Origin of the sequence: Serratia sp. TMDUHS_CL (assembly GCF_037137105.1) — a bacterium.
Lineage (GTDB): Bacteria > Pseudomonadota > Gammaproteobacteria > Enterobacterales > Enterobacteriaceae > Serratia > Serratia nevei.
Map to the genome: position 1 here is coordinate 99,453 of NZ_JBBBDV010000002.1, position 24,877 is coordinate 124,329.

The following is a 24,877-nucleotide window of genomic DNA, read 5'->3' on the forward strand; positions in this document are numbered from 1 at the left end:
TTTTGTTCCTTTCTTCAGCGATCCCCTATCGCGTCTGTTATAGCCACATTTGGCCGCTTTATTATTTTCAGTCTGCCGGGTGACGAGGTAACATGGGACCTCGCTTGTTTGCCGCCGATTGCGCCAAACACTATTATTTAACAGTACGTTAACCCAGCCCGTAACAAACGGGCGCCGGCGATGCAGACGCATATCTGATGAAAAAAACCAGACAGCAACAGTTAACCCGTTGGCTTAAAACCCAGAGTTCGTTAGCGCAGCGTTGGCTGCGCCTTTCCATGCTGTTGGGGCTGTTCAGCGGCCTGCTGATCGTGGCGCAGGCCTGGCTGCTGGCCAGCCTGCTGCACGCCCTGATCATCGAACATACCCCGCGCGAACAGCTGATCCCTTCGTTTATCTGGCTGGCCGCCGCGTTCGCGCTGCGGGCGCTGTTAAGCTGGCTGCGGGAACGGATTGGTTTCCTGTGTGGGCAGGTGATCCGACAGCGCATGCGCCAACAGGTGCTGGATAAGCTGCAGCAGCTCGGCCCGGCCTGGATCCAGGGCAAACCGGCGGGCAGCTGGGCCAGCATCATCGTCGAACAGATCGAGGATATGCAGGACTATTACTCGCGCTATCTGCCGCAGATGTATCTGGCGGTTTTCATCCCGCTGCTGATTTTGATCGCCGTCTTCCCGATCAATTGGGCCGCGGGCATCATTCTGCTGGCAACCGCGCCGCTGATCCCGCTGTTTATGGCGCTGGTCGGCATGGGAGCCGCCGACGCCAACCGCCGCAACTTCGTGGCGCTGGCGCGCTTGAGCGGCAACTTCCTCGACCGCCTGCGCGGCCTGGACACCCTGCGGCTGTTCGACCGCGCGCAGGCCGAAACCGCGCAGATCGCCAAATCCTCCGAAGACTTCCGCAGCCGCACCATGGAAGTGCTGCGCCTGGCCTTCCTCTCTTCCGGCGTGCTGGAGTTCTTCGCCTCGATCTCCATCGCCGTGGTGGCGGTGTACTTCGGCTTTTCCTACCTCGGCGAACTCAACTTCGGCAGCTACGGCCTCGGCGTGACGCTGTTTTCCGGTTTTCTGGTGTTGATTCTGGCACCGGAGTTTTTCCAACCGCTGCGCGATCTCGGCACCTTCTACCATGCCAAAGCGCAGGCGATCGGCGCGGCGGAAGCGCTGGAAACCTTCCTCAGCGCCGAAGGCGAGCAGATGGGCAACGGCACGCGGCAACTGCCCGCCGATCAACCGTTGACGCTGCAGGCGAACGCGTTGGAAATCCTGTCGCCGAACGGCGTACTGCTGGCCGGGCCGCTGAGTTTCACCCTGCAACCGCAGCAGCGCGTGGCGCTGGTCGGGCTGAGCGGCGCCGGTAAAAGCTCGCTGCTGAATCTGCTGCTCGGCTTCCTGCCCTATCGCGGGTCGTTGACCGTCAACGGCATTGAGCTGCGTGAACTGTCCGCCGAAACCTGGCGCCAGCAGCTGAGCTGGGTCGGCCAGAACCCACATCTGCCGGCGCAAACCCTGCGCGCCAATATCCTGCTGGGCTGCCCGCAGGCCGACGAAGCGCAGCTGCAGCAGGCGGTGGAACTCGCCTACGTCAGCGAACTGCTCCCTTATCTGCCGCAGGGGCTCGACACCGAAGTGGGCGACAACGCCGCTCGCCTGTCGGTCGGCCAGGCGCAGCGCGTGGCGGTCGCCCGGGCGCTGATCGGCCCGCGCAGCCTGCTGCTGCTGGATGAACCGGCCGCCAGCCTCGACGCCCACAGCGAACAACGGGTGATGCAGGCGTTGAATGCCGCTTCGCATCAGCAAACCACCCTGCTGGTAACGCACCAGCTGGAAGATACCGAAGACTACGATCAGATTTGGGTGATGGATAACGGGCGCATCGTGCAACAGGGCGATTACGCCACCCTCAGCGCCCAACCGGGCCTGTTTGCCACTCTGATCGCCCATCGCCGCGGGGAGCTTTAATCATGCGCGTTTTGCTGCCGTTTTTGGCGTTGTATCGCCGCCATAGCCTGCTGATTAGCCTGGGCATCCTGTTGGCGATCGTCACTCTGCTGGCCAGCATCGGCCTGCTGGCACTCTCCGGCTGGTTCCTGGCCGCCTCGTCGCTGGCCGGATTGGCGGGCCTGTTGACCTTCAACTACATGCTGCCGGCCGCCGGCGTGCGCGGCGCGGCGATCTTCCGCACCGCCGGGCGCTATGCCGAGCGAGTCGTCAGCCACGACGCCACCTTCCGCGTACTGTCGCATCTGCGGGTGTTCACCTTCAGCAAGATCCTGCCGCTGACGCCGGGCGGCATCGCCCGCTTCCGCCAGGCCGAGCTGCTCAACCGCCTGGTGGCGGACGTGGACACGCTGGATCATCTTTATCTGCGGGTGATCTCGCCGTTGATCAGCGCGGCGGTGGTGATCCTGGTGGTCACCTACGGCCTGAGCTGGCTCGATCCTGCGCTCGCCCTGACGCTGGGCGGCATTCTGTTACTGTTGCTGCTGCTGGTGCCGCCGGTGTTTTATCGCGCCGGCAAGCCGATCGGCGGCCAGCTTACCGCCCTGCGCGGCCAATACCGAACCGACCTGACCGCCTGGCTGCAGGGGCAGGCCGAGCTGGTGGTGTTCGGTGCCGTCAACGACTTCCGCCAGACGCTGAACGCCACCGAACAGCGGTGGCAACGCCGCCAGTGGCAGCAGGCCTCGCTGAGCGGCAAGGCGCAGGCGTTGATGATCCTCGCCAGCGGGCTGACGGTGACGCTGCTGCTGTGGCTGACCGCCGCCGGCATCGGCGGCGATACCCAACCCGGCGCGCTGATCGCACTGTTCGTCTTCGCCGCGCTGGCGTCGTTCGAAGCGCTGATGCCGGTCGCCGGTGCCTTCCAGCATCTCGGCCAGGTGATCGCCTCCGCCACGCGGGTCAAACAGATCATCGATCGTCAGCCGGAGGTCACCTTCCCGGCCACCGGCCCGGCCGCCGCCGATCGCGCTCAGCTTAGCCTGCGGCAGCTGAGTTTCACCTACCCCGACCAGCCGCAACCGGTGCTGCGCGACGTCACGCTCGAGGTCGCGGCCGGCGAACACATCGCCTTGCTCGGCCGCACCGGCTGCGGCAAGTCCACCCTGCTGCAGCTGCTGACCCGCGCCTGGCGCACCGACGGCGGCAACATTCTGCTCAACGGCGAACCGCTGGAGGATTATGATGAAACCACGCTGCGTCGGATGACCACGGTCGTCAGCCAGCGGGTGCATATCTTCAGCGATACACTGCGGGAAAACCTGCGGCTGGCCGCGCCGGACGCCGACGACGCTAGCCTGAGCGAGGTACTGCAGCAGGTGGGGCTGGGCAAATTGCTGGACAGCGACGGCGGGCTGAACGCCTGGCTGGGCGAAGGCGGCCGACAGTTGTCCGGCGGCGAGCAGCGCCGTCTGGGCATCGCCCGCGCGCTGCTGCACCCTGCCCCGCTGCTGCTGCTCGACGAACCGACCGAAGGGCTGGACGCCGAAACCGAGCAGCAGATCCTGGCGCTGCTACGCCGGCATTGTCAGGGCAAGACGCTGATCCTGGTGACGCACCGTCTGTATGGCCTGGAGCATCTCGACCGCATTTGCGTGATGGACGACGGCCGGATTGTCGAACAGGGCGATCACGCCACCCTGATGCGCCGGCAGGGCCGCTATGCCCGCTTTCGCAACCGTATCAGCAACCTGGCGCCGTAATCGGCCCGTAGAGGACGCAGAGAGCCTGTATGCGCATCGTTAAGCTTTCCCCCCAATCGCTGGCGTTTCCCTCGCCTGAGGGCGCCCTGCGCGACCCTAACGGCCTGCTGGCTATCGGCGGCGACCTGACGGCGCCGCGGCTGCTGGCGGCCTACGAGCGCGGCATTTTCCCCTGGTACTCGCCGGGGGAAGCGATTCTGTGGTGGTCGCCCGATCCGCGTGCGGTGCTGTTCCCGACAGAGTTTCATCTCAACCGCAGCCTGAAACGCTTTTTGCGCCACGATCCGTTTCGCATCACGCTCAACCACAACTTCGCCGCGGTGATCGCCGCCTGCGCCCATCGGCCGGATGAAGGCACCTGGATCGGCCCGGAGGTACAGCGCGCCTATCAGCATCTGCACCGCCTCGGCTACGCGCACTCGGTGGAGGTGTGGCAGAATGATCAACTGGTCGGCGGCATGTACGGCGTGGCGCAGGGCGCGTTGTTCTGCGGCGAATCGATGTTCAGCCGCGTTACCAACGCCTCAAAATGCGCATTGATGGCCTTTTGCCGCCATTTTGCCGCTTATGGCGGGGAATTGATTGACTGCCAGGTGCTGAACGCTCACACTGCCCGCCTTGGCGCGCGTGAAATTCCGCGCCGTCAATTTTTGCAGCAGCTCAGCACCCTTCAACGGCGGCCTTTGGCGCCGGCGTGCTGGGAGCCGCAAGTCATATCCCCACAGCCGGCTGAACCGCCCTCTCCAGTAAACTAATTGGTGGAAACGGTGCAATGTTCACCGACACATCTTTACATAATGGGGGTTTTTCGGCATTATCTTGCCGGTTAAAAACTAAGGTAGTTAGACCTAGAGGATTCGATGGCCAAAGAAGACAATATTGAAATGCAGGGCACCGTTCTTGATACGCTGCCGAACACCATGTTCCGCGTTGAATTGGAAAACGGGCACGTGGTAACCGCACACATCTCCGGTAAAATGCGTAAAAACTATATCCGCATCCTGACGGGCGACAAAGTCACTGTAGAGCTGACCCCGTACGACCTGAGCAAAGGCCGCATTGTCTTCCGTAGCCGTTAATCGGCTCACCGCGCGCCACACGCTGGCGGCATCGAGGATGTAATCCCTCGGGAGCCCTTTCCGTTTACCCCCGCAGCGACGTTACACAACGGGTTGCAGGTGCGCAGGTAAACTGAGAGGGCTCACTCGTTTCTGTTGTACGGTGAATCTCACCCATAAAAAAAGCGATGCCGAAGCATCGCTTTTTCTTTGCCTGAAGGCAGCCTTAGTGTACCGCGCCCTCATCCGCCTTGCGTTTGGCGGCGCTGAGGAAGTGGTAGGTCAGCTGTTTCTTGTCCTTGTCCAACTCGACCTTCACGGAACCGCCGTCCACCAGCGAGCCGAACAGCAGTTCGTTGGCCAACGGTTTTTTCAGGTTCTCCTGCATGACGCGCGCCATCGGGCGAGCCCCCATCGCACGGTCGTAGCCCTTCACCGACAGCCAGTCGCGCGCTTCGTCGCTCACTTCCAGCGAGACGCCCTTCGCATCCAGCTGCGCCTGCAGTTCGACGATGAACTTGTCGACCACCTGCTGGATCACCTCGGTAGACAGATGGTTGAACCAGATGATGTTGTCCAGACGGTTGCGGAACTCCGGCGTAAACACCTTCTTGATCTCTTCCATCGCGTCGGTGCTGTTGTCCTGCTGCACCAGGCCGATCGACTTGCGTTCGGTTTCCCGTACCCCGGCGTTGGTGGTCATCACCAGGATCACGTTGCGGAAGTCCGCCTTGCGGCCGTTGTTGTCGGTCAGCGTCCCGTTGTCCATCACCTGCAGCAGCAGGTTGAACACGTCCGGGTGCGCCTTCTCGATCTCATCGAGCAGCACCACCGCATGCGGATGCTTGATCACCGCATCGGTCAGCAGCCCGCCCTGATCGTAACCGACATAGCCCGGAGGCGCGCCGATCAGACGGCTGACGGTATGCCGCTCCATGTACTCAGACATGTCGAAACGCAGCAGCTCGATATCCATCGCCTTGGCCAACTGTACGGTGACCTCGGTTTTCCCGACCCCGGTCGGCCCGGCGAACAGGAAGGAACCGACCGGCTTGCGCTCGTGGCCCAGACCGGCGCGGCTCATCTTGATCGCTTCGGTCAACGCTTCGATCGCCTGATCCTGGCCGAACACCAGCATCTTCAGGCGATCGCCCAGGTTTCTCAGCACGTCGCGATCGCTGGCCGACACGGTTTTCTCCGGGATGCGAGCGATACGCGCCACCACGGATTCGATATCGGCCACGTTGACGGTTTTCTTGCGCTTGCTGGCCGGCATCAACCGGCTGCGGGCGCCCGCCTCGTCGATCACGTCGATCGCCTTGTCCGGCAGATGACGATCGTTGATGTATTTCACCGACAGCTCCACCGCGGCGCGGATCGCCTTGGCGGTATAACGCACGTCGTGGTGCGCTTCATACTTGGCCTTCAGGCCGTTGATGATCTGAACGGTCTCTTCCGCCGTCGGCTCGGTGATGTCGATCTTCTGGAAACGGCGCGCCAGGGCGCGATCCTTTTCGAAGATGTTGCTGAACTCCTGGTAGGTGGTCGAGCCGATCACCCGGATCTTGCCGCTCGACAGCAGCGGTTTGATCAGGTTGGCGGCATCCACCTGCCCACCGGAAGCCGCGCCGGCGCCGATGATGGTGTGAATTTCATCGATGAACAAAATGCTGTTCTGATCCTGTTCCAGCTGCTTGAGCAGCGCCTTGAAGCGCTTCTCGAAGTCGCCGCGGTATTTGGTGCCGGCCAGCAGTGAGCCGATATCCAGCGAATACAGCGTGCAGTCCGCCATCACTTCCGGCACGTCGCCCTGCACGATACGCCAGGCCAGCCCTTCGGCGATGGCGGTCTTGCCGACGCCGGATTCGCCGACCAGCAGCGGGTTGTTTTTACGACGGCGGCACAGCACCTGAATCGCGCGCTCCAGCTCACGATCGCGGCCGATCAACGGATCGATGCCGCCCACACGGGCCAACTGATTGAGGTTGGTGGTGAAGTTTTCCATACGGTCTTCCCCTCCGGACTGCTCTTCGTTCACCGGGTTTTCCGCATTCGGCGCTTGGCCCGGCTCGTCTTTACGCGTGCCATGTGAAATAAAGTTCACCACGTCGAGACGACTGACGTCGTGTTTGCGCAGCAGATAGGCCGCCTGCGACTCCTGCTCGCTGAAGATGGCCACCAACACGTTGGCGCCGGACACTTCGCTGCGGCCGGAAGATTGCACATGGAAGACCGCGCGCTGCAGCACGCGCTGGAAGCTGAGCGTCGGCTGAGTGTCGCGCTCTTCTTCGCCGGCGGGCAGCGTCGGTGTGGTTTGTTCGATGAAGGCTTCCAGCTCCTGGCGCAACGCGGCCAGATCCACCGTACATGCCTCAAGCGCTTCTCGCGCGGCAGGGTTGCTCAGCAACGCCAGCAACAGGTGCTCCACGGTCATAAACTCGTGTCTGTGCTCACGCGCCCTGGCGAAAGCCATGTTGAGACTGAGTTCCAGTTCTTGATTGAGCATAAGCACCTCCCCAATAGATTGCCTTATTCAGGCTTTTTCCAGCGTACAAAGCAACGGATGCTCGTTCTCCCTTGCGTACCGGTTCACATGGACGACTTTGGTTTCCGCCACCTCGGCGGTAAAAACACCACAGATCGCCTTGCCTTGATAGTGGACCGTGAGCATCAGTTGCGTTGCGCGTTCAATATCATAAGAAAAGAACTTTTGCAGAACGTCAATCACAAATTCCATCGGTGTGTAATCGTCGTTGTTAAGTATAACTTTATACATAGACGGCGGTTTTACCGCATCGATTTGTTTTTCTTCGGCCAAGTGTTCAAAGTTTAGCCAGTCGTTGTTATTGCCCATCGCTGCTCATCTTCTCTGCTCTGCCCTCTTATATGGGGGCAGGTTTCGGTTATTCAAAGTGGGGGATAGTTACTATTTTATCATCTTCGGCTTCGTCCCGCCGCACTGTAACGTGCGCAAAAAAACGGGCCAATTGTGACTGAATCGTGGCAATAGCGTTATCTGCTTCAAACTTTGGTGAACTGCTCCCCGCCGACAAAAGCCGATCCCTTGACGGCCCGATCATTTGCTCTAGAGTGTAAATTCGTGGCTGGTGGTCTTTTAACCACCCTTTGTCCACGCTGCTACCCGCCCACGGCGGGTGCGAAATCAGTTATTCATCTCACTTAAAATAGCGTTGCGAGGGATGTAAAAGCATGGAGACGGGTACTGTTAAATGGTTTAACAACGCCAAAGGTTTTGGCTTCATCTGCCCAGCCGGCGGTGGCGAAGATATTTTCGCGCATTATTCCACCATCAAGATGGATGGTTACAGAACGTTGAAGGCGGGCCAGCAGGTCAGCTTCGACGTGCATCAAGGGCCAAAAGGGAACCATGCCAGCCTTATTGTGCCGGTGGAAAGCGAGGCGCTGTCCTAAACGCTTCCGGCAGCGTCGCGCTGCATTGACCGTGACTGCGATAAAAATGCCAGCCGCCGTGTGACTGGCATTTTTTATGCCTTTTACTTACTCGCGCGCCAGCGCATCGATCGGATTCAGCCGCGCGGCATTGCGCGCCGGCAGATAGCCGAACACCACCCCGATGCCGGTGGAACAAAGGAACGCGCTCAGCAACGCCGCCGGCGGGAAGCTGATCTGCCAGCCCGGCAATACCAGCTGCACCGCCAGACCGATGGCGAACGACAGCGTAATCCCCAGCGCGCCCCCCACCAGGCAGACCAACACCGCCTCGATCAGGAACTGCTGCAACACGTCACCGGAACGGGCGCCCACCGCCATGCGGATGCCGATCTCGCGCGTGCGTTCGGTCACCGACACCAGCATGATGTTCATCACGCCGATACCGCCGACCACCAGCGAAATCACCGCCACCAGCGTCAGGAACAGCTGCAGCGTGCGGGTGGTTTTCTCGGCGGTTTGCACCAGGCTGTCCATGTTATAGGTGAAGAAGTCCTTCTTGCCGTGGCGCAGCGTCAACAGACGCGACAGCTGCTGTTCCGCTTCCTTGCTGTCGTAGCCGTCGCGGATGCGAACGGTGATAGAGTCGAAATAATTGTTGCCCATCAGCCGGTTGGCCATGGTGCTGTAAGGCACCCACACGTTCAGCGTCTTGCTGCTGCCGAACATCGACTGCTTCTCCTTGGCCACGCCGACCACCGTCGCCGGCATGTTGCCTACCAGGATCACCTCGCCCACCACGTTCTTCTGGTGCGGGAACAGCCGCCGCTGGGTATTGGCGTCGATCACCACCGTCTGCGCTTGCGACTGCACCTGCAGCGGATCGATGCCGACGCCCTGGGTAAAGCTCATGCCGTACACGCGGAAGAACTGCTCGCTGACGCCGTTGACGTTGGCCGCCGCGTCGACGTTGCCCAAGCGCAGCCGCATGCTGCTGCTGATGCTCGGCGACAGCGCGCTGATGTAAGGCTGTTCGCGCAGCGCATCGAGATCGCCGTATTTCAACGATTGCCGGTAGGTCGGATCGTCATCGCCGAAGTCCTTGCCGGGATAGATATCGACGGTGTTGGTGCCGATGGATTTGATGTCCGCCAGCACCATCTGCTTGGCGGCGTCGCCGATCACCAGGATCGACACCACCGAGGCAATGCCAATAATGATGCCAAGCATGGTCAGCGCGGTGCGCATCTTGTTGGCCGCCATCGCACGCCAGGCCATCACCAGCGCCTCGCGGAAACGACCGCCCATCTGCCGCCAGGAAGCCGCCGCCGCGGCCAGCGCCAGCGGCTTGGCCTGCGCATTCTCCTGCGGTGCCGGACGCGAATCGGCGATAATCTCGCCGTCGCGGATCTCGATGATCCTCTCCGCCTGGCGCGCTACCGCCGGATCGTGGGTCACCAGGATCACGGTGTGGCCCTGGGCGCACAGCTGTTTGAGGATCGCCATCACTTCTTCGCCGGAGTGGCTGTCGAGCGCGCCGGTCGGTTCATCCGCCAGGATCACCTGCCCGCCATTCATCAGGGCGCGGGCGATGCTGACGCGCTGCTGCTGGCCGCCGGAAAGCTGGCTCGGCCGGTAGTTGACGCGCTCCCCCAGCCCCAGACGCCGCAACAGCGCCACCGCCCGTTCGCGCCGCGCCGCTTTGCCCAGCCCCGCGTACACCGCCGGCACTTCGACGTTGTGCGCCGCGCTCAGGTGCGGCAGCAGATGATAGCGCTGAAAGATAAAGCCGAAATGCTCGCGCCGCAGCTGCGCCAGCGCATCGTCGCTCAGGGTGGCCACATCCTGCCCGGCCACCCGATACACGCCGGCGCTCGGTTTGTCCAGACAGCCGAGAATGTTCATCAGCGTCGATTTGCCGGAGCCGGAGGCCCCCATGATCGCCACCATTTCACCGGCTTCAATGCTCAGGCTGATCCCCTTCAGCACCTCCACCGTCTGCTCGCCGGAACGGTAGCTGCGGCGGATGCCGCTCAGCTGCAACAGCGCCGCCATCAGCCGGCCTCCACGCCGCCGCGGCTGACGATCACCTCATCGCCCGCCTCGAGGCCGCTGAGGATCTGCACGTCGATATTGTTGCGCAGGCCGATAGCCACCTCGCGCTTCTCTTCCTTGCCCTGTTTCAGCACCGAGACGTGGTAGCGATTGTCGGCGATCTGATCGCCCAGCGCCGCCAGCGGGATCACCAGCGCCTGCTCGACGCCGGCCAGCTGAATATGCACCTGCGCCGTCATTTGCAAGCGCAGCAACCTTTCCGGGTTGGGCACTTCGAAACGCGCATAATAGAAGATGGCGTTGTTGACCTTTTCCGGCGTCGGCTGAATGTCTTTCAGCACGCCGTCGAAGCGCCGGGTCGGATCGCCCAGCACCGTGAACCAGGCCTTCTGACCCGGCTTGAGATTAATGACGTCGGCCTCCGATACCTGCGCCTTCACCAGCATGGTGCCGAGATCCGCCAGCGTCAGAATGTTCGGTGCCTGCTGCGCCGCGATCACCGTCTGGCCCTGCAGCGTGGTGATCTGCACCACGTCGCCATCCATCGGCGCCTCGATGCGGGTATAGGCCAGGTTGATCTTGGCGGTATCCAGGCTGGCCTGGTTCCGCGCGATCTGCGCATTGATGGTGCCCACCTGCGCTTTCTTCACCGCCAGCTGCGTCGCCGCCTGATCCAGATCCTGGCGCGACACCGCCTGCAGCTTGGCCAGCGCCTGGTTGCGCTGCAGCGTGACCGCCGCCAGCTGCTGTTCGGCCTGCGCCTGCAGCAGTTGCGCATGCAGTTCACGCAGCGTCGCCTCGCCTTCGCGGATGCTGTTCTGCGCCTGTTGCGGATCGATAACCCCCAGCAACTGGCCTTTCTTCACCTTGTCGCCGATCTCGACATACAGCTTTTCCAGCTGTCCGCTGACCTGCGCGCCGACGTCGACCTTGCGCACCGCGTCCAGTTGGCCGGTCGCCAACACGTTCTGCTGCAGATCGCGCTGGGTGGCCTTTACCGTTTTGAAATCGGTTGGCGCCGGATGGCGAAAGTGCCAAACGGCCGCCGCGGCAAGCGCCGCAATGACCGCCAGAACGAGTATCCAGCGGCGTTTATGTCCTTTAAACCCTGTCAAAATTGACCTGCCTGTGCTTGTGAATATCAACCGCCCATTGCGGCGGCGGAGCTAAATTAGCACGCACCGTAGGGAATAACTAAACCTTAGCTCAACACAATGTGGAGACACGCCTGGTTACAGTTCAGCATTGAACTCCCGTTTAGTGAAGCCTTGATGAAATAGCGCCATTCAATACAGCCAAGGATTTCATCATGTCACAGCTCAGCTACCCACTCGCCTCCGCCCGGCCGCTTAACGGCTGGCAACTGATGACGGCGCTGATCAATGGCGAAAAGGCACCGAGCAACGCCTGGAAAAAAACCTCGTTTCGCCTGAAGTTTCTCGGCCGTTCGCTGCTCAACTGGCGCACTACCAGCGGCCTGCTCAGCACCCTGGCCAGCAACCCGCTGCTGGAAGAGATCCTGAGCGCGCAGCCGAACCTGCCGTGCAAACTGCATCGCCCGTATCTGGCGGCCAACATGAGCAAGATCGAATGCCTGTTCGCCCTGCGCGATCATTACGATCTCATCGCGCAGCGCATGCCGCTGAAGATGCGCCTCGGCCACCTCGGCCCGCAGTCTTTCGTGCTGGCCAGCGCGATGGGCAAAAACGAAGCGCCGATCGCGCTGGAACTGGCGGCGATCGACAAGCTGAATAAGGAAGGGGAAGCCACGCTGCTGCTGCGCAACGCCAACGGCGTGATGCTGGCGGAGATCACCTTTGCGCTGATGCATTATCAGCAGCAACCCACGCTGTTCATCGGCGGCCTGCAGGGCGCCAACCATGAGGTGCCGCACGCCGAGATCCAGCACACCACCAAAGAGTGTCACGGCCTGTTCCCCAAACGCCTGGTGCTGGAAGGCATCTGCACGCTGGCGCGGCACCTCGGTATCCGCCAGATCGTGGCGGTCGGCAACGCCACCCATATCTATCAAAACTGGCGTTACCAGAGTAAGAAGAAGGACAAACTGCACGCCGATTACGATCAGTTCTGGCTGTCGATGGGCGCCAAACCGCTCGACAGCGGCTATTTCCTGCTGCCCGAACGCATCGCTCGCAAGCCGATCGAAGAGATTGCCAGCAAGAAGCGCGCCGAGTATCGCCGCCGCTATCAGCTGCTGGACGAGCTGGAACAAGGATTGGCGGCGCATTTCTGCGCCCGATAACGCCCGGCGGGCCGTCAGTCCGCCCGGCCGCGCGCCAGCCAGATCACCCGTGAGAACATTTTCTTCAGCAGCGGCGGCACCGAGTCCGTGCCCCATTCACCGGCCTGCATCGCGACCTCGATCGCCAGATCCGGTTTGGACGAGTGGTGGACCGCTTTCAGGATCACCTTGCGCACCGGCATCTGCGCGTTGAGCGGCACCGACGCCATCCGGTGATAGACCGGGCCGAACCCTTCGCGGAACATGAAGTGCTCCATGTCCGGCGCCGGCAGCGCGGTCAGCCGATCGCGCTCGTTGTCTTCATGATTGTCCAGCAGGCTGCGCACGGTATTGGCGTACTTTTTGCCCGCCTCGTCGCCGTCCACCAGCGCATGCCACTCGATGCCCATGCGGCGGGCAAAGCGCAGCAGCGGCTTCAGGCCGCACTGGGCGAATTCGATGACCCTTACCCCTTCCGCCTCGAAATGGTAGCCGCACTGGCGCGCCAGCTCGTTCAGCAGCCACACTTCAGTCTCGCCTTCCACCAGCAGCCAGCAGCGGGCGAACAGCGACGACGGCCGGTTGAAACGGATGTGAAACGCGATGCGCCGCCCGTCTTCGGCGCTCAGCCCGCGCGGCCCGAGACGGTAGGTCGCGACCCGCCCCGACTCGCGCACCAGCCGGCAGACGTGCTCCACCGGCACCAGCGACACCAGTTCGCTGGAGTTGGTGGTGGTGATGCGCTGCAGCGGCAGCTGATTGAGCAGCCCCCAGGCCACCGACAGCATGATCGGGTGCAGGCGAGTTTCCGGGTCTTCCACCAGCAGCAGCGGCCGGGCATGCGGATCCAGCTTGACGTCGCCCTTGGCCTGCAGCAGGGTGGAAAACATCCCGAGCAGGATCAGGCGCATGCTGCGGCTGTTCGGTTCGGCCACCATGCGGTTGATGCCATCCAGCGCACGCCAGGCATCCTGCTCCGGTTCGCCGCCGCGGCGGCGCGGCCGCGCCACCTGCGAACTCTGCTCGGCAAAATAGTGCTCCAGCAGCTGCTGCATGGCCGCCAGGCCCTGGCGCAGCTCGCCGTTGGTCAGCTTCTGCGGATTGCGCACCAGCTCGCGCGTCAGCTGATCCAGCTGCTGCGCCAGCGCCTGGGTATCGGGTTTGCGTTCATCGCCGAGGCTGCTGGGGCGCAGGCGGCGAATAAAGCGCGCGTCGCGCAGGCGCAATACCGGGTGGATGCGGATGATGGCGTGGGCCAGCTGTTCGATATGGTGCAGTTGAAAGGCGTTGCCGTCGGCGTCGAGAAAACCGCGCCAGGTGCACACCGTGCCGTCGTCGGCCAGCTCGCCTTCGCAGCGGTAATGAATGCGGCTCAGGCCATCCTCGCCCTTGACCCACAGCGGCGTCAGGTGGCGATAGCGCGGCAGGTGCGCATGGCCGATGTCTTTTTCGCAGAAGGTGAACACCACCTGCAGGTGGCGCTCTTTGGCCGACTCTTCACCGGGGGGGAAATGGAAGTCGTGCGCTTCAAACCGATACAGCTTCTGCTCCGGCGCCAGCAGCAGCGTCAGCGCATCCAGCAGGCTGGATTTACCCCAGGCGTTTTCGCCGAGCAACAGCGTGTTGTCGTCCAGCATCAGGGACAGCCGATTAATGCCGCGAAAACCTACAATTTCGATACGCTCCAAGAACATCCGCCGCCTCCCGTGCGCGCCGTCGCCTCTTCAATGAGGTGACCTTCACAGAGCATGGTCAAAAAACCCCTTGCAGGTCAAGCGGCCAACGTCAAATCTGCCGCTTTACTCCAGCCGGGCTTTTGGTTAGCGTGTGCTCCTCGCCGCCGTTCGGCGCGCTTCAAAACTCAAGGACACAAGCTGCACCATGTACTCAGGACTGTTGATTATTCTGTTACCGCTGATTGTCGGTTACCTCATTCCCTTACGCCATCGCCCGCTGCTGGTGCTGATCAACCGGCTGCTGAGCTGGATGGTGTACGTGATCCTGTTTTTCATGGGTATCAGCCTGGCGTTCATGGAAGATCTCAGCAGTAACCTGGTGCTGATCTTCCAGTACAGCGCGGTGTTCTTCTTCTGCATTCTCTGCGCCAATCTGCTGTTGCTGGCGCTGCTGGAGCGGCGCATGCCGTGGCGCAGCAGCCATAAACAGGAAAAGCTGCCTTCGCGCGTGCACATGGCGCTGGAGTCGCTCAAGCTGTGCGGCGTGGTGCTCGGCGGCTTCCTGCTCGGCCTGACGCAGTGGCAATGGCTGAAGTTCGCCCATAAAGGCAGCGAATATGCGCTGATCTTCCTGCTGTTGCTGGTCGGCATTCAGCTGCGCAACAGCGGCATGACGCTGCGCCAGATTGTGCTCAACCGCCGCGGCACGCTGGTGGCGTTGGTGGTGACCGTCGCGTCGCTGGCCGGCGGCGCGCTGGCGGCGCAGCTGCTGGGGCTGCCGGTCAAGGCCGGGCTGGCGATGGCCTCCGGCTTCGGCTGGTATTCGCTGTCGGGCATTCTGATCACCGACGCCTACGGCCCGGTGATGGGCAGCGCCGCGTTCTTCAACGATCTGGCGCGCGAGCTGGTGGCGATCATGCTGATCCCGACGCTGGTGCGCCGCAGCCGCTCCACCGCCCTCGGCCTGTGCGGCGCCACCTCGATGGACTTCACCCTGCCGGTGCTGCAGCGCAGCGGCGGGCTGGACATGGTGCCCCCCGCCATCGTGCACGGCTTCCTGCTCAGCCTGCTGGCGCCGGTGCTGATCGCCCTGTTCTCCTGATCCTTTCCCCTGGGGGCCGCCCGGCCCCCAAAGGGTAATAATTCCCATCCGCACGGCAAAATTGCGCTAAATCAAACTTGCCCGCAGTAGTCGCACAAAAGCCTTTTGCAACCCCGAGCGCCGATCTATGCTTTTAAACAAGCATTACAAATGCAACTTTAAAAATAAAAGGAAGCGACTATGTTCTGTGTGCAATGTGAACAAACCATCCGTACCCCAGCAGGCAACGGCTGCGCGTATGCTCAGGGCATGTGCGGCAAGACGGCGGAAACCTCCGATCTGCAGGATCTGCTGGTGGCGGCGCTGCAGGGGCTCTCCGCCTGGGCGCTGCAGGCGCGTTCGCTGGGCATCGTCGACCACGAGATCGACAGCTTCGCCCCGCGCGCCTTCTTCTCCACCCTGACCAACGTTAACTTCGACTCTCAGCGCATCATCGGCTACGCGCGCGAAACCCTGCTGCTGCGCGATTCGCTGGCCGCCCGTTGCCGGCTGCTGGACGCCAGCGTACGCGTCGATCACCCGATGGCGGCGCTGCAGCTGGCCGGTGACGATATGCCTGCGCTGCTGCAACAGGCGGCGCAGTTTGCCCTCAACAGCGACAAAGCCGAGGTAGGCGACGACGTCCACGGGTTGCGCATGCTGTGCCTGTACGGCCTGAAAGGCGCGGCGGCCTATATGGAACACGCGCACGTGCTCGGCCAGTTCGACGAGCAGCTCTATGCCGACTACCACGCCTTCATGGCCTGGCTCGGCACCCGGCCGCGCAACGTCGATACCCTGCTGAACAACGCCATGGGCATCGGCAAGATGAACTTCAACGTGATGGCGATCCTCGATCGCGGTGAAACCCAGGCCTACGGCGATCCGCAGCCCAGCGCGGTCAACGTGCGCCCGGTGGCCGGGAAAGCCATTCTGATCTCCGGCCACGATCTGAAAGATCTGCGCATGCTGCTCGAACAAACCGAAGGGCAAAACGTCAACGTCTACACCCACGGTGAAATGCTGCCGGCGCACGGCTATCCGGAACTGAAAAAATTCAAGCATCTGGTGGGCAACTACGGCAGCGGCTGGCAGAACCAGCAGACGGAATTCGCCAAATTCCCCGGCCCGATCGTGATGACCTCCAACTGCATCATCGATCCGAACGTCGGCAACTACGGCGATCGCATCTGGACCCGCAGCATCGTCGGCTGGCCGGGCGTCAATCATCTGGAAGGCGACGACTTCGGCGCCGTGATCCGCCAGGCGCAGGGCATGAACGGCTTCCCTTACACCGAGATTGAGCATCTGATCACCGTCGGCTTCGGCCGCCAGACGCTGCTGAACGCCGCCGACACGGTGATCGATCTGGTGTCGCAGAAAAAACTGCGCCACGTCTTCCTGGTGGGCGGCTGCGACGGCAGCCGCGACGAGCGCAGCTACTTCACCGACTTCGCCCGCAGCGTGCCGCAAGACTGCCTGATCATGACGCTGGCCTGCGGCAAGTACCGTTTCAACAAGCTTGACTTCGGCACCCTGGAAGGGCTGCCACGCCTGCTGGACGTCGGCCAGTGCAACGACGCCTACTCCGCCATCATGCTGGCGGTCAAGCTGGCGGACACGCTCGGCTGCAGCGTCAACGAGCTGCCGCTCAGCCTGGTGCTGTCCTGGTTTGAACAGAAGGCGATCGTCATTCTGCTGACGCTGCTGTCGCTGGGGGTGAAAAACATCGTCACCGGCCCGACTGCGCCGGGCTTCCTGACCGACAACCTGATGGCGATCCTCAACGAGAAATTCGGCCTGCGTCCGATCACCACCGTCGAGCAGGATATCAACGCGCTGCTCGCCTGATGCCGTTACGTTATGGGGCCGCCTGCGCCGGCCCCTTTGCTTTTTGAGGTGCCCCGATGACTCAACCCACTCCGCTTTGCCCGAACCGCATGCAGGTGCATTCCATCCGACGTGAAACCGCCGACGTCTGGACGCTGAACCTGATCTGCGACGTTTTCTACCCTTATCAGGCGGGCCAGTTTGCGCTGGTCAGCATCCGCAACAGCGAGGAGACGCTGCGCGCCTATACGCTCTCCTCCTCGCCCGGCCAGAGCCGCTTTCTCAGCATCAGCGTGCGCTGCCTGCCGGACGGCGTCGGATCGCGCTGGCTGACGCAAGAGGTCAAGCCCGGCAACACGCTGTGGCTGTCCGATGCGCAGGGCGAGTTCAGCTGCGAGCGCCACCCGGCCGATCGTTATCTGATGCTGGCCGCCGGCTGCGGCGTGACGCCGATCGTCTCGATGTGCCGCTGGCTGACCGCCAACCGTCCGGCCTGCGATATCGCCGTGATCTTTAACGTACGCACCCCCGCCGACACGATTTTCGCCGATCAATGGCGCGCGCTGTGCGCCGCTCATCCGCAGCTGCGCCTGACGCTGATGGCCGAGCGGGATCTGCAACCCGGCTATCTCAGCGGCCGCATCGATGAACAGACGCTGCGGCAGGCGGCGCCGGATATCGCCGAACGCACGGTGATGACCTGCGGCCCTGCGCCCTACATGGAACAGGTGGAGCAGCTTTGCCGCCGACTCGGCGTGCCGGCCGAACGTTTCCATAAAGAGCAGTTCCACACGCCGACAACGCAGGCCGATGCCACTGAAGGGCTGACGCTGCGCGCCGCCCGCCCGCTGCGCGAATTCCGCGTGCCGGTCGGCAGCACGCTGCTGGCGGCGATGGAGGCCAATGCCCTGCCGGTCAACGCCGCCTGCCGCGCCGGGGTGTGCGGCTCGTGCAAAACCCGCATCCTCGAGGGTGACTACACCACCACCAGCACCATGACGCTGAGCGCGGAAGAGATAGCGCAAGGCTACGTGCTGGCCTGCAGTTGCCAGCTGCAGGGCGACGTCACATTGGCGTGATCCCCAGGCCCCATCGCCGCGATGGGGCATTTATCGGCAAGCTCCCTCATCCCCGCCCGGTTACACTTTCCTCCGTCCTACGCTCTTTACCCTTCCTGACCGCATCTCGTCCACAGCCGGTAAGCTATGCTTGCAGTTGTTCTGCTGACACTCACCGGATCGAGTACACATCGTTTTTCAAACCATGTTTGGGGGAACCATGAAGCAAACCGTAGCCACACTGATCGCCAAAACGCTGGATCAAGCCGGCGTAAAACGCATTTGGGGCGTGACCGGCGATTCGCTCAACGGCCTGAGCGACAGCCTGCACCGCATGGGCACCATCGAATGGCTGGGCACCCGCCATGAAGAGGTGGCCGCCTTCGCCGCCGGCGCCGAAGCCCAGCTCACCGGCCAGCTGGCGGTGTGCGCCGGTTCCTGCGGCCCCGGCAACCTGCACCTGATCAACGGGCTGTTCGACTGCCACCGCAACCATGTGCCGGTGCTGGCGATCGCCGCACACATTCCTTCCAGCGAAATCGGCAGCGGCTACTTCCAGGAAACGCATCCGCAGGAGCTGTTCCGCGAATGCAGCCACTATTGCGAGCTGGTTTCCAACCCGGAACAGCTGCCGCGCGTGCTGGAGATCGCCATGCGCAAGGCGATCCTCAACCGCGGCGTCTCGGTGGTAGTCTTGCCGGGCGACGTGGCGCTGCGCATGGCGCCGGAAGACGCGACCCTGACCTGGCATACCCCGGCGCTGCCGCTGGTGCAGCCGCCGATGAGCGAGCTGAACAAGCTGGCGGAGACGCTGAATCAGGCGAAGAACATCACCCTGATGTGCGGCAGCGGCTGCGCAGGCGCGCACGATGAGGTGGTCAAGCTGGCCGAGCTGCTGCAGGCGCCGGTGGTGCACGCGCTGCGCGGCAAAGAGCATATCGAGTGGGATAACCCGTACAGCGTCGGCATGACCGGGCTGATCGGCTTCTCCTCCGGCTATCACGCGATGATGAACGCCGACACGCTGGTGCTGCTCGGCACCCAGTTCCCCTACCGCGCGTTCTACCCCACCAACGCCAACATCATTCAGATCGACATCAACCCCGGCAGCATCGGCGCGCACTGCCCGGTCAACATGGCGCTGGTGGGCGATATCCACACCACCCTCACCGCCCTGCTGCCGCAGTTGGAGCCCAAGCGCGACCGGGCGTTCCTCGACAAGGCGCTGGAGCATTACCGCAACGCCCGTAAGGATCTCGACGGGCTGGCGACCGCCAACGACGACCAGCCGATCCACCCGCAGTATCTGGCGCAGCAGCTCAGCCAGTACGCCAGCGACGATGCCATCTTTACCTGCGACGTCGGCACGCCGACGGTGTGGGCCGCCCGCTACGTGAAAATGAACGGCAAGCGCCGCCTGCTCGGTTCGTTCAACCACGGTTCGATGGCCAACGCCATGCCGCAGGCGATCGGCGCCCAGGCCACCGCGCCGGATAAACAGGTGATCGCCATGTGCGGCGACGGCGGCTTCACCATGCTGATGGGGGATTTCCTGTCGCTGGCGCAGCTCAAGCTGCCGGTGAAAATCGTGGTGTTCAACAACAGCGTGCTGGGGTTCGTGGCGATGGAGATGAAGGCCGGCGGCTACCTGACCGACGGCACCGACCTGCATAACCCGGACTTCGCGGCGATCGCCAACGCCGCCGGCATCAAAGGCATCCGCGTGGAAAAAGCCTCGGAGCTGGACGGGGCGCTGCAGGAGATGTTGGCGCACCCCGGCCCGGCGCTGCTGGACGTGGTCACCGCCAAGCAAGAGCTGGCGATGCCGCCGCAGATCAAGTTCGAACAGGCGAAAGGCTTCAGCCTGTACATGCTGCGCGCCATCATCAACGGCCGCGGCGACGAAGTGGTCGAGCTGGCGAAGACCAACTGGCTGCGCTAAGCAAGCTGCCCCCGGTAAAATAAGGGTATATGATGCCATGTACCCTTTTCCTCTCCCTTACATTCCAGGAACCCTATGCTTATCGATCTACGCAGCGACACCGTCACCCGCCCCAGCGCCGCCATGCGCCAGGCGATGGCTCAGGCAGAGGTCGGCGACGACGTCTACGGCGATGACCCGACGGTCAACGCGCTGGAGGCCGAGGCGGTACGCCTGTCAGGCAAAGAAGCGGCGCTGTTTTTGCCCAGCGGCACCCAGGCCAACCTGGTGGCGCTGCTGAGCCACTGCCAGCGCGGCGACGAGTATCTGGTCGGCCAACAGGCGCACAACTATAAATACGAGGCCGGCGGCGCGGCGGTGCTGGGCAGCATCCAGCCGCAGCCGATCGAGGCCGACGCGGACGGCACGCTGCCGCTGGACAAGCTCGCCGCCGCCATCAAACCCGACGATATCCACTTCGCCCGCACCCGGCTGCTGAGCCTGGAAAACACCATCAGCGGCCGAGTTCTGCCGCAGGCCTACCTGCAGCAGGCGTGGCAGTTTAGCCGCGAGCGGCAGCTGGCGCTGCATATCGACGGCGCGCGCATCTTCAACGCCGCCGTGGCGCTGAACCTGCCGCTGAAAGAGATCGTGCAATACTGCGACACCTTCACCATTTGCCTGTCAAAAGGATTGGGCGCGCCGGTCGGATCGCTGCTGTGCGGCAGCGAGGCCTTCATTCAGCGCGCGCTGCGCTGGCGCAAGATGACCGGCGGCGGGCTGCGTCAGGCCGGCATCCTGGCGGCAGCCGGCTTCTACGCGCTGGAGCATAACGTCGCGCGGCTGCGCGAAGACCATGACAACGCGGTCTGGCTGGAGCAACAACTGCGGCAGATCGGCGTAGAGATCGCCGAACCCGGCGCACAGACCAACGTGCTGTACCTGCGCCAATCACCGGCGCTGGCGGCCAAATTCGGCCCGTGGATGCGCGAACGCGGCGTGCTGATCAGCAGCGGCCCGCTGACGCGCATTCTGACCCACCTCGACGTCAGCCGTCAGGATCTGCAGCGGGTGGTCGAGCTGTGGCGGGAGTTCCTCCAGCAGCACGCCTGATCCCTCCTCCCCGGCGCGCCGGGGAGCCCTTCACCGCCCGCCGATGGCCTCGACAAAACGGCGAGTGATCTGCTGCGGGCGCGTAATGGCGCCGCCCACCACGACCGCATGCGCCCCCAACGTCAGGCAGCGTGCGGCCATCGCCGGCGTTTCGACATTGCCCTCGGCGATGACCGGCACCGGCACCGCCGCCAGCACCGCGCGCAGAAAACCGAAATCGTCCTCCGCCAGTCGGGCGCCCCGGCTTTCGGCGGTATAGCCGTGCAGCGTGGTACCCACGCAGTCGAACCCCAACCTGGCAGCCTCTTGCGCCTCTTCCACGGTGGCAATGTCCGCCATCAGCAGCAGCCGGGGATACCTGGCGCGGATCGCGGCAACCAGCGCCGCCAGCTGCAGCTCCCCTGGCCGAGGGTGGCCGGTCGCGTCAAGCGCAATCATCTGTGGCGCCGCGGCCATCAGCTCATCGATTTCACGCAGGGTCGGCGTGATATAGACATCGCTACCGGCATAATCGCGCTTGATAATGCCGATCACCGGCAGCGCCACCGTGCGCATGATGGCTTTAACGTCTTCGACGCCGTTGGCGCGAATCGCCGCCGCACCGCCTTGCTCGGCCGCCAGCGCCATGCGTGCCATGATAAAATCGCTGTGCAGCGGCTCGTCGTCCAGCGCCTGGCAAGACACCACCAGCCGGCCCTTAATCTGCTGCAAAATGGAAAGCGTCATAAATCCAACAACTCCTCGACTTCATTTTTAATAATGGTCACGTGCGGGCCATAGATCACCTGAACGCCGTTGCCGCGAACGATCACCGCCCGCGCGCCGCTGGCCTTCAGCCCGCCCTCGTCCAGCAACCGGCTCTGTTTTACCGTCACGCGCAGCCGCGTGGCGCAACAATCCAGTTCGACGATATTCTCTTTGCCACCCAGCGCCGCCAGCACCTGCTGCGAGCGTTCGGTGCCGCTCATCACCGTTTCCGGCACGGTTTCCACCTCGCGCCCCGGCGTTTTGAAATTGAAGCGCAGGATCAGGAAACGGAACGTGAAGTAGTACAGGAAGAACCAGGGCACCCCGACCAGCGGCACATACATCCAGTGGGTTTTCGCTTCGCCCTGCAGCACGCCGAACAGCATGAAATCGATAAAACCGCCGGAGAACGTCTGGCCGATGGTGATATGCAGAATGTGCGCGATCGCGAACGCCAGGCCGTCGAACAGCGCGTGCACCACGTACAGCGCCGGCGCGATGAACAGGAACGAGAATTCGATAGGCTCAGTGATGCCGGTCAGGAAAGAGGTCAGCGCCGCCGACAGCAGCAGCCCGCCGACGCGCTTGCGGTTCTCCGGGCGCGCGCTTTGGTACATCGCCAGGCAGGCGCCGACCAGGCCGAACATCATGGTGATAAAGCGGCCGGACATGAAACGCGCCGTGCCGATGTAGAACTGCTGCGTATTCGGGTCGGCCAACTGGGCGAAGAAAATGCGCTGCGTGCCTTCCACCAGCTGTCCGTTGATCACTTCGCTGCCGCCGAGCGCGGTGGTCCAGAACGGCAGGTAGAAGATGTGATGCAGGCCGAACGGCCCAAGCATGCGCAGCACGAAGCCGTAGATAAAGGTGCCGAGATAGCCGCTGGCGTCCACCAGGCCGCCCATGCTGAAGATCAGCCGTTGGAAAGGCGGCCACACCACGGTCATCAGGGCGCCGACCGCCATCGCCGCCAGTGAGCTGACGATCGGCACAAAGCGCGAGCCGCCGAAAAAGCCCAGGAACGGCGGCAGCGCTATTTTGTTGTAGCGGCCGTGCAGATACCAGGTCACCAGACCGATGACTACCCCGCCGAACACCCCGGTCTCCAGCGTCTGGATCCCGAGAATCGTTCCCTGCCCCACCGCGCCGGCGTCCTGCGTGGCCAGCGTGCCGTTGATTTTCAACAGCGCATTGATGGTGGCGTTCATCACCAGATAGGCGATCAGCGAGGCCAGCCCCGCCGTGCCCTTGTCGCTTTTGGCCAACCCCACCGCCACGCCGACCGCGAACAGGACCGCCAGGTTGGCGAACACGATGGCGCCGGCGCTGGCCATCACCGTAAATACGCTTTGCAGCCAGCCGACGTCGAGCCAGGGATACGCCTCGACGGTATTGGGGTTGGACAGCGCACCGCCGATCCCCAGCAGCAGGCCGGCCGCCGGCAGCACGGCGATCGGCAGCATGAACGATTTGCCGAACAGCTGGGCTTTTTCGAACCAGCCGCCGGAGCGCGACAATTCTGGTGTTGACATAAATTTTTCCCCGCTATCATTTTTATGATGAAAATTTTTACCACATTAAAATTTATTTAATGAAAATTTTATTCATAACGATGATCGGCTTCACAATCCGTCGATTTTGCTGGCGAGCGGCGGCGTCTTTCCGCCACAATAGAAACGGGCATACTCAGAAAGGTAACGTGATGAATACAGGCAACTTGTTATTGCGGCTGCGGCAGGATTTAGCGGGGTACAGCCCCACGCTGCAAAAGCTCGGCAACTATCTTCTTGCGGAGCCCTCCCGCGCCGTTTACCTGACCATCACCGAACTGGCGCGTGAAAGCGCCACCAGCGAAGCCAGCGTCACGCGGCTGTGCCGCCATCTGGGCTGTAAAGGCTATACCGAATTTAAAATGGCGCTGGCCCTCAGCCTGCAACAAAACCAGCCGGAGGCGACGACGCGGCAAAGCGCAACGGAAAATTTGGTGGAAGAGAGCGTGCAGGCGCTGCGGGATACCGGCGCGCTGTTGGATCCTCAGGCGCTGCAACAGGCGGCGGACAGCCTGCAGCGTTGCGCTTCGGTACAGATTTACGGCGTCGCCGCCAGCGCCATCATCGGCGATTTTCTGCACTACAAACTGTTGCGCCTCGGCAAACCGGCGCAGCTGTTCAGCGACATGCACCGGGCGGCGATGAACGCCGCCTCGCTGAGTGAGCGGGATCTGCTGATCGTCATCTCCAGCTCCGGCTCCACCAAGGACGTACTGCATGCGGTGGCGTTGGCCAAAGGGCGCGGCGCACGCGTGATCGCAATCAGCAACACCCAACGCAGCCCGCTGGCTAAAATGGCGGATACGCTGCTGGTGGCGGCCAAACCGGAAGGGCCGCTGACCGCCGGCGCCCTGCCGGCCAAGGTCGGCGCCATGCTGCTGGTGGAGTTGATGATCGCCGCACTGGCTCAGCGCGATCCCGCCTACGCTCAGGCGATGCAGGCCACCGCGAGCGCTACCCTGCCGCTGCTGTTGTAATCAGAAGATCCAGCGGCCATAAACCCAGTACCACAGCCCCAGCACCGCCACCAGGTTGAGCGCCACGCTGAGGATGAACCAGGTTTTAAACGGCTGCTTTTGGGTTTTGTGGCGAAACAGCTGCTGTGCCGCCAGTGCGCCCAACCACCCGCCCAGCGCGCCGAACAGCAACAGCGTCGCCTCCGGTACCCGCCGCCACCCTTTGCGCGCCGCCAGCTTATCGCCGCCGTAGATCAGAAACGTCAGCAGGTTGGCCAACAGCAACCACATCCACACCGGATGCAGCGAGAACAGGCTGGCGACCAGCGCCAGGCCCAGCAGGGCGTAACAAATCACATTGAGCTTCATGACATCCGGTTTTTCGTTCGGTAAGGGGGCGCGTAGTGTGAACCTGCACCAGGATGGATGCAACCGGCTTATACCCATACAAAAAGTGCATTTAAACCCTGAAT

20 protein-coding genes are annotated in these 24,877 nt (G+C 62.7%); 12 read left to right on the forward strand and 8 right to left on the reverse strand.

Annotated elements, in window-relative coordinates; translation table 11 throughout:
- Positions 1–197 precede the first annotated feature (197 nt).
- From cydD to infA, 4 genes are all read left to right on the forward strand, one after another.
- Positions 198–1,964 carry a heme ABC transporter permease/ATP-binding protein CydD gene (cydD, locus tag WCL58_RS04200; protein WP_070913958.1) on the forward strand — a complete coding sequence of 589 codons (1,767 nt, stop codon included), beginning with the start codon at positions 198–200 and terminating at the stop codon, positions 1,962–1,964.
- Positions 1,965–1,966: 2 nt separating this feature from the next.
- Positions 1,967–3,706, forward strand: a complete 1,740-nt coding sequence (gene cydC / locus WCL58_RS04205; protein WP_102984914.1) for a heme ABC transporter ATP-binding protein/permease CydC — start codon at positions 1,967–1,969, stop codon at positions 3,704–3,706.
- A 29-nt stretch (positions 3,707–3,735) separates the two neighbouring features.
- Positions 3,736–4,461: a leucyl/phenylalanyl-tRNA--protein transferase gene (gene aat, locus WCL58_RS04210; RefSeq protein WP_084826495.1), complete on the forward strand. Its 726-nt coding sequence runs from the start codon at positions 3,736–3,738 to the stop codon at positions 4,459–4,461.
- A gap of 105 nt (positions 4,462–4,566) precedes the next feature.
- Positions 4,567–4,785, forward strand: a complete 219-nt coding sequence (gene infA / locus WCL58_RS04215; protein WP_002211347.1) for a translation initiation factor IF-1 — start codon at positions 4,567–4,569, stop codon at positions 4,783–4,785.
- 205 nt (positions 4,786–4,990) lie between these two features.
- On the opposite strand, the gene clpA is transcribed toward infA, so the two are convergent.
- Both clpA and clpS read right to left on the reverse strand, forming a co-directional pair.
- Complete coding sequence (gene clpA / locus WCL58_RS04220) at positions 4,991–7,270, reverse strand: ATP-dependent Clp protease ATP-binding subunit ClpA (protein ID WP_004928343.1); 2,280 nt, start codon at positions 7,268–7,270, stop codon at positions 4,991–4,993.
- A gap of 27 nt (positions 7,271–7,297) precedes the next feature.
- Positions 7,298–7,618, reverse strand: a complete 321-nt coding sequence (gene clpS / locus WCL58_RS04225) for an ATP-dependent Clp protease adapter ClpS (RefSeq protein ID WP_004928347.1) — start codon at positions 7,616–7,618, stop codon at positions 7,298–7,300.
- A 356-nt stretch (positions 7,619–7,974) separates the two neighbouring features.
- Between clpS and cspD the strand changes: the two genes are divergently transcribed.
- The gene (cspD, locus tag WCL58_RS04230) at positions 7,975–8,196 is read left to right on the forward strand and encodes a cold shock-like protein CspD (RefSeq protein ID WP_004928349.1); all 222 of its coding nucleotides are present in this window, start codon (positions 7,975–7,977) and stop codon (positions 8,194–8,196) included.
- 87 nt (positions 8,197–8,283) lie between these two features.
- Here the strand turns inward: cspD and macB are convergent, their stop codons facing one another.
- Both macB and macA read right to left on the reverse strand, forming a co-directional pair.
- Positions 8,284–10,230, reverse strand: coding sequence for a macrolide ABC transporter ATP-binding protein/permease MacB (macB, locus tag WCL58_RS04235; protein ID WP_089185759.1), 1,947 nt, complete (start codon positions 10,228–10,230; stop codon positions 8,284–8,286).
- Complete coding sequence (gene macA, locus WCL58_RS04240; RefSeq protein ID WP_060440293.1) at positions 10,230–11,345, reverse strand: macrolide transporter subunit MacA; 1,116 nt, start codon at positions 11,343–11,345, stop codon at positions 10,230–10,232. Before macA ends, macB begins: the two co-directional genes overlap by 1 nt.
- Before the next feature lie 194 nt (positions 11,346–11,539).
- On the opposite strand from macA, the gene WCL58_RS04245 reads away from it, so the two are divergent.
- On the forward strand, positions 11,540–12,493 hold the full coding sequence (locus WCL58_RS04245; RefSeq protein WP_060421702.1) for a VirK/YbjX family protein: 954 nt from the start codon (positions 11,540–11,542) through the stop codon (positions 12,491–12,493).
- 14 nt (positions 12,494–12,507) lie between these two features.
- On the opposite strand, the gene WCL58_RS04250 is transcribed toward WCL58_RS04245, so the two are convergent.
- Positions 12,508–14,166, reverse strand: a complete 1,659-nt coding sequence (locus tag WCL58_RS04250; protein ID WP_038880734.1) for an ATP-dependent endonuclease — start codon at positions 14,164–14,166, stop codon at positions 12,508–12,510.
- A gap of 187 nt (positions 14,167–14,353) precedes the next feature.
- Here WCL58_RS04250 and WCL58_RS04255 point away from each other — a divergent pair, with 187 nt between their 5' ends.
- The 5 genes from WCL58_RS04255 to ltaE all read left to right on the forward strand — a co-directional run bounded on the left by WCL58_RS04255 (position 14,354) and on the right by ltaE (position 21,151).
- Positions 14,354–15,250: a LysO family transporter gene (locus WCL58_RS04255; protein WP_197784657.1), complete on the forward strand. Its 897-nt coding sequence runs from the start codon at positions 14,354–14,356 to the stop codon at positions 15,248–15,250.
- Between the two features lie 180 nt (positions 15,251–15,430).
- Complete coding sequence (gene hcp / locus WCL58_RS04260) at positions 15,431–17,080, forward strand: hydroxylamine reductase (RefSeq protein ID WP_197784656.1); 1,650 nt, start codon at positions 15,431–15,433, stop codon at positions 17,078–17,080.
- A gap of 56 nt (positions 17,081–17,136) precedes the next feature.
- Entirely contained in the window at positions 17,137–18,138 is a 1,002-nt protein-coding gene (gene hcr, locus WCL58_RS04265) for an NADH oxidoreductase (protein WP_225528949.1), read from the forward strand.
- A 199-nt stretch (positions 18,139–18,337) separates the two neighbouring features.
- Complete coding sequence (poxB, locus tag WCL58_RS04270; RefSeq protein ID WP_049202200.1) at positions 18,338–20,059, forward strand: ubiquinone-dependent pyruvate dehydrogenase; 1,722 nt, start codon at positions 18,338–18,340, stop codon at positions 20,057–20,059.
- A gap of 75 nt (positions 20,060–20,134) precedes the next feature.
- Positions 20,135–21,151, forward strand: a complete 1,017-nt coding sequence (gene ltaE, locus WCL58_RS04275) for a low-specificity L-threonine aldolase (protein ID WP_336850587.1) — start codon at positions 20,135–20,137, stop codon at positions 21,149–21,151.
- 30 nt (positions 21,152–21,181) lie between these two features.
- On the opposite strand, the gene WCL58_RS04280 is transcribed toward ltaE, so the two are convergent.
- Together WCL58_RS04280 and WCL58_RS04285 are read right to left on the reverse strand one after the other, a co-directional pair.
- Positions 21,182–21,877, reverse strand: coding sequence for an N-acetylmannosamine-6-phosphate 2-epimerase (locus tag WCL58_RS04280; protein WP_049202202.1), 696 nt, complete (start codon positions 21,875–21,877; stop codon positions 21,182–21,184).
- Entirely contained in the window at positions 21,874–23,430 is a 1,557-nt protein-coding gene (locus tag WCL58_RS04285; RefSeq protein ID WP_336850588.1) for a PTS transporter subunit EIIC, read from the reverse strand. The genes WCL58_RS04280 and WCL58_RS04285 overlap by 4 nt, the downstream gene beginning before the upstream one ends.
- A 167-nt stretch (positions 23,431–23,597) precedes the next feature.
- On the opposite strand from WCL58_RS04285, the gene WCL58_RS04290 reads away from it, so the two are divergent.
- The gene (locus tag WCL58_RS04290; protein WP_197808320.1) at positions 23,598–24,425 is read left to right on the forward strand and encodes an SIS domain-containing protein; all 828 of its coding nucleotides are present in this window, start codon (positions 23,598–23,600) and stop codon (positions 24,423–24,425) included.
- On the opposite strand, the gene WCL58_RS04295 is transcribed toward WCL58_RS04290, so the two are convergent.
- Positions 24,426–24,773 (reverse strand): DUF1294 domain-containing protein, encoded by a 348-nt coding sequence (locus WCL58_RS04295; protein ID WP_033654657.1) that lies wholly within the window; start codon positions 24,771–24,773, stop codon positions 24,426–24,428. It abuts the gene before it with no gap.
- Between the last annotated feature and the right edge of the window lie 104 nt (positions 24,774–24,877).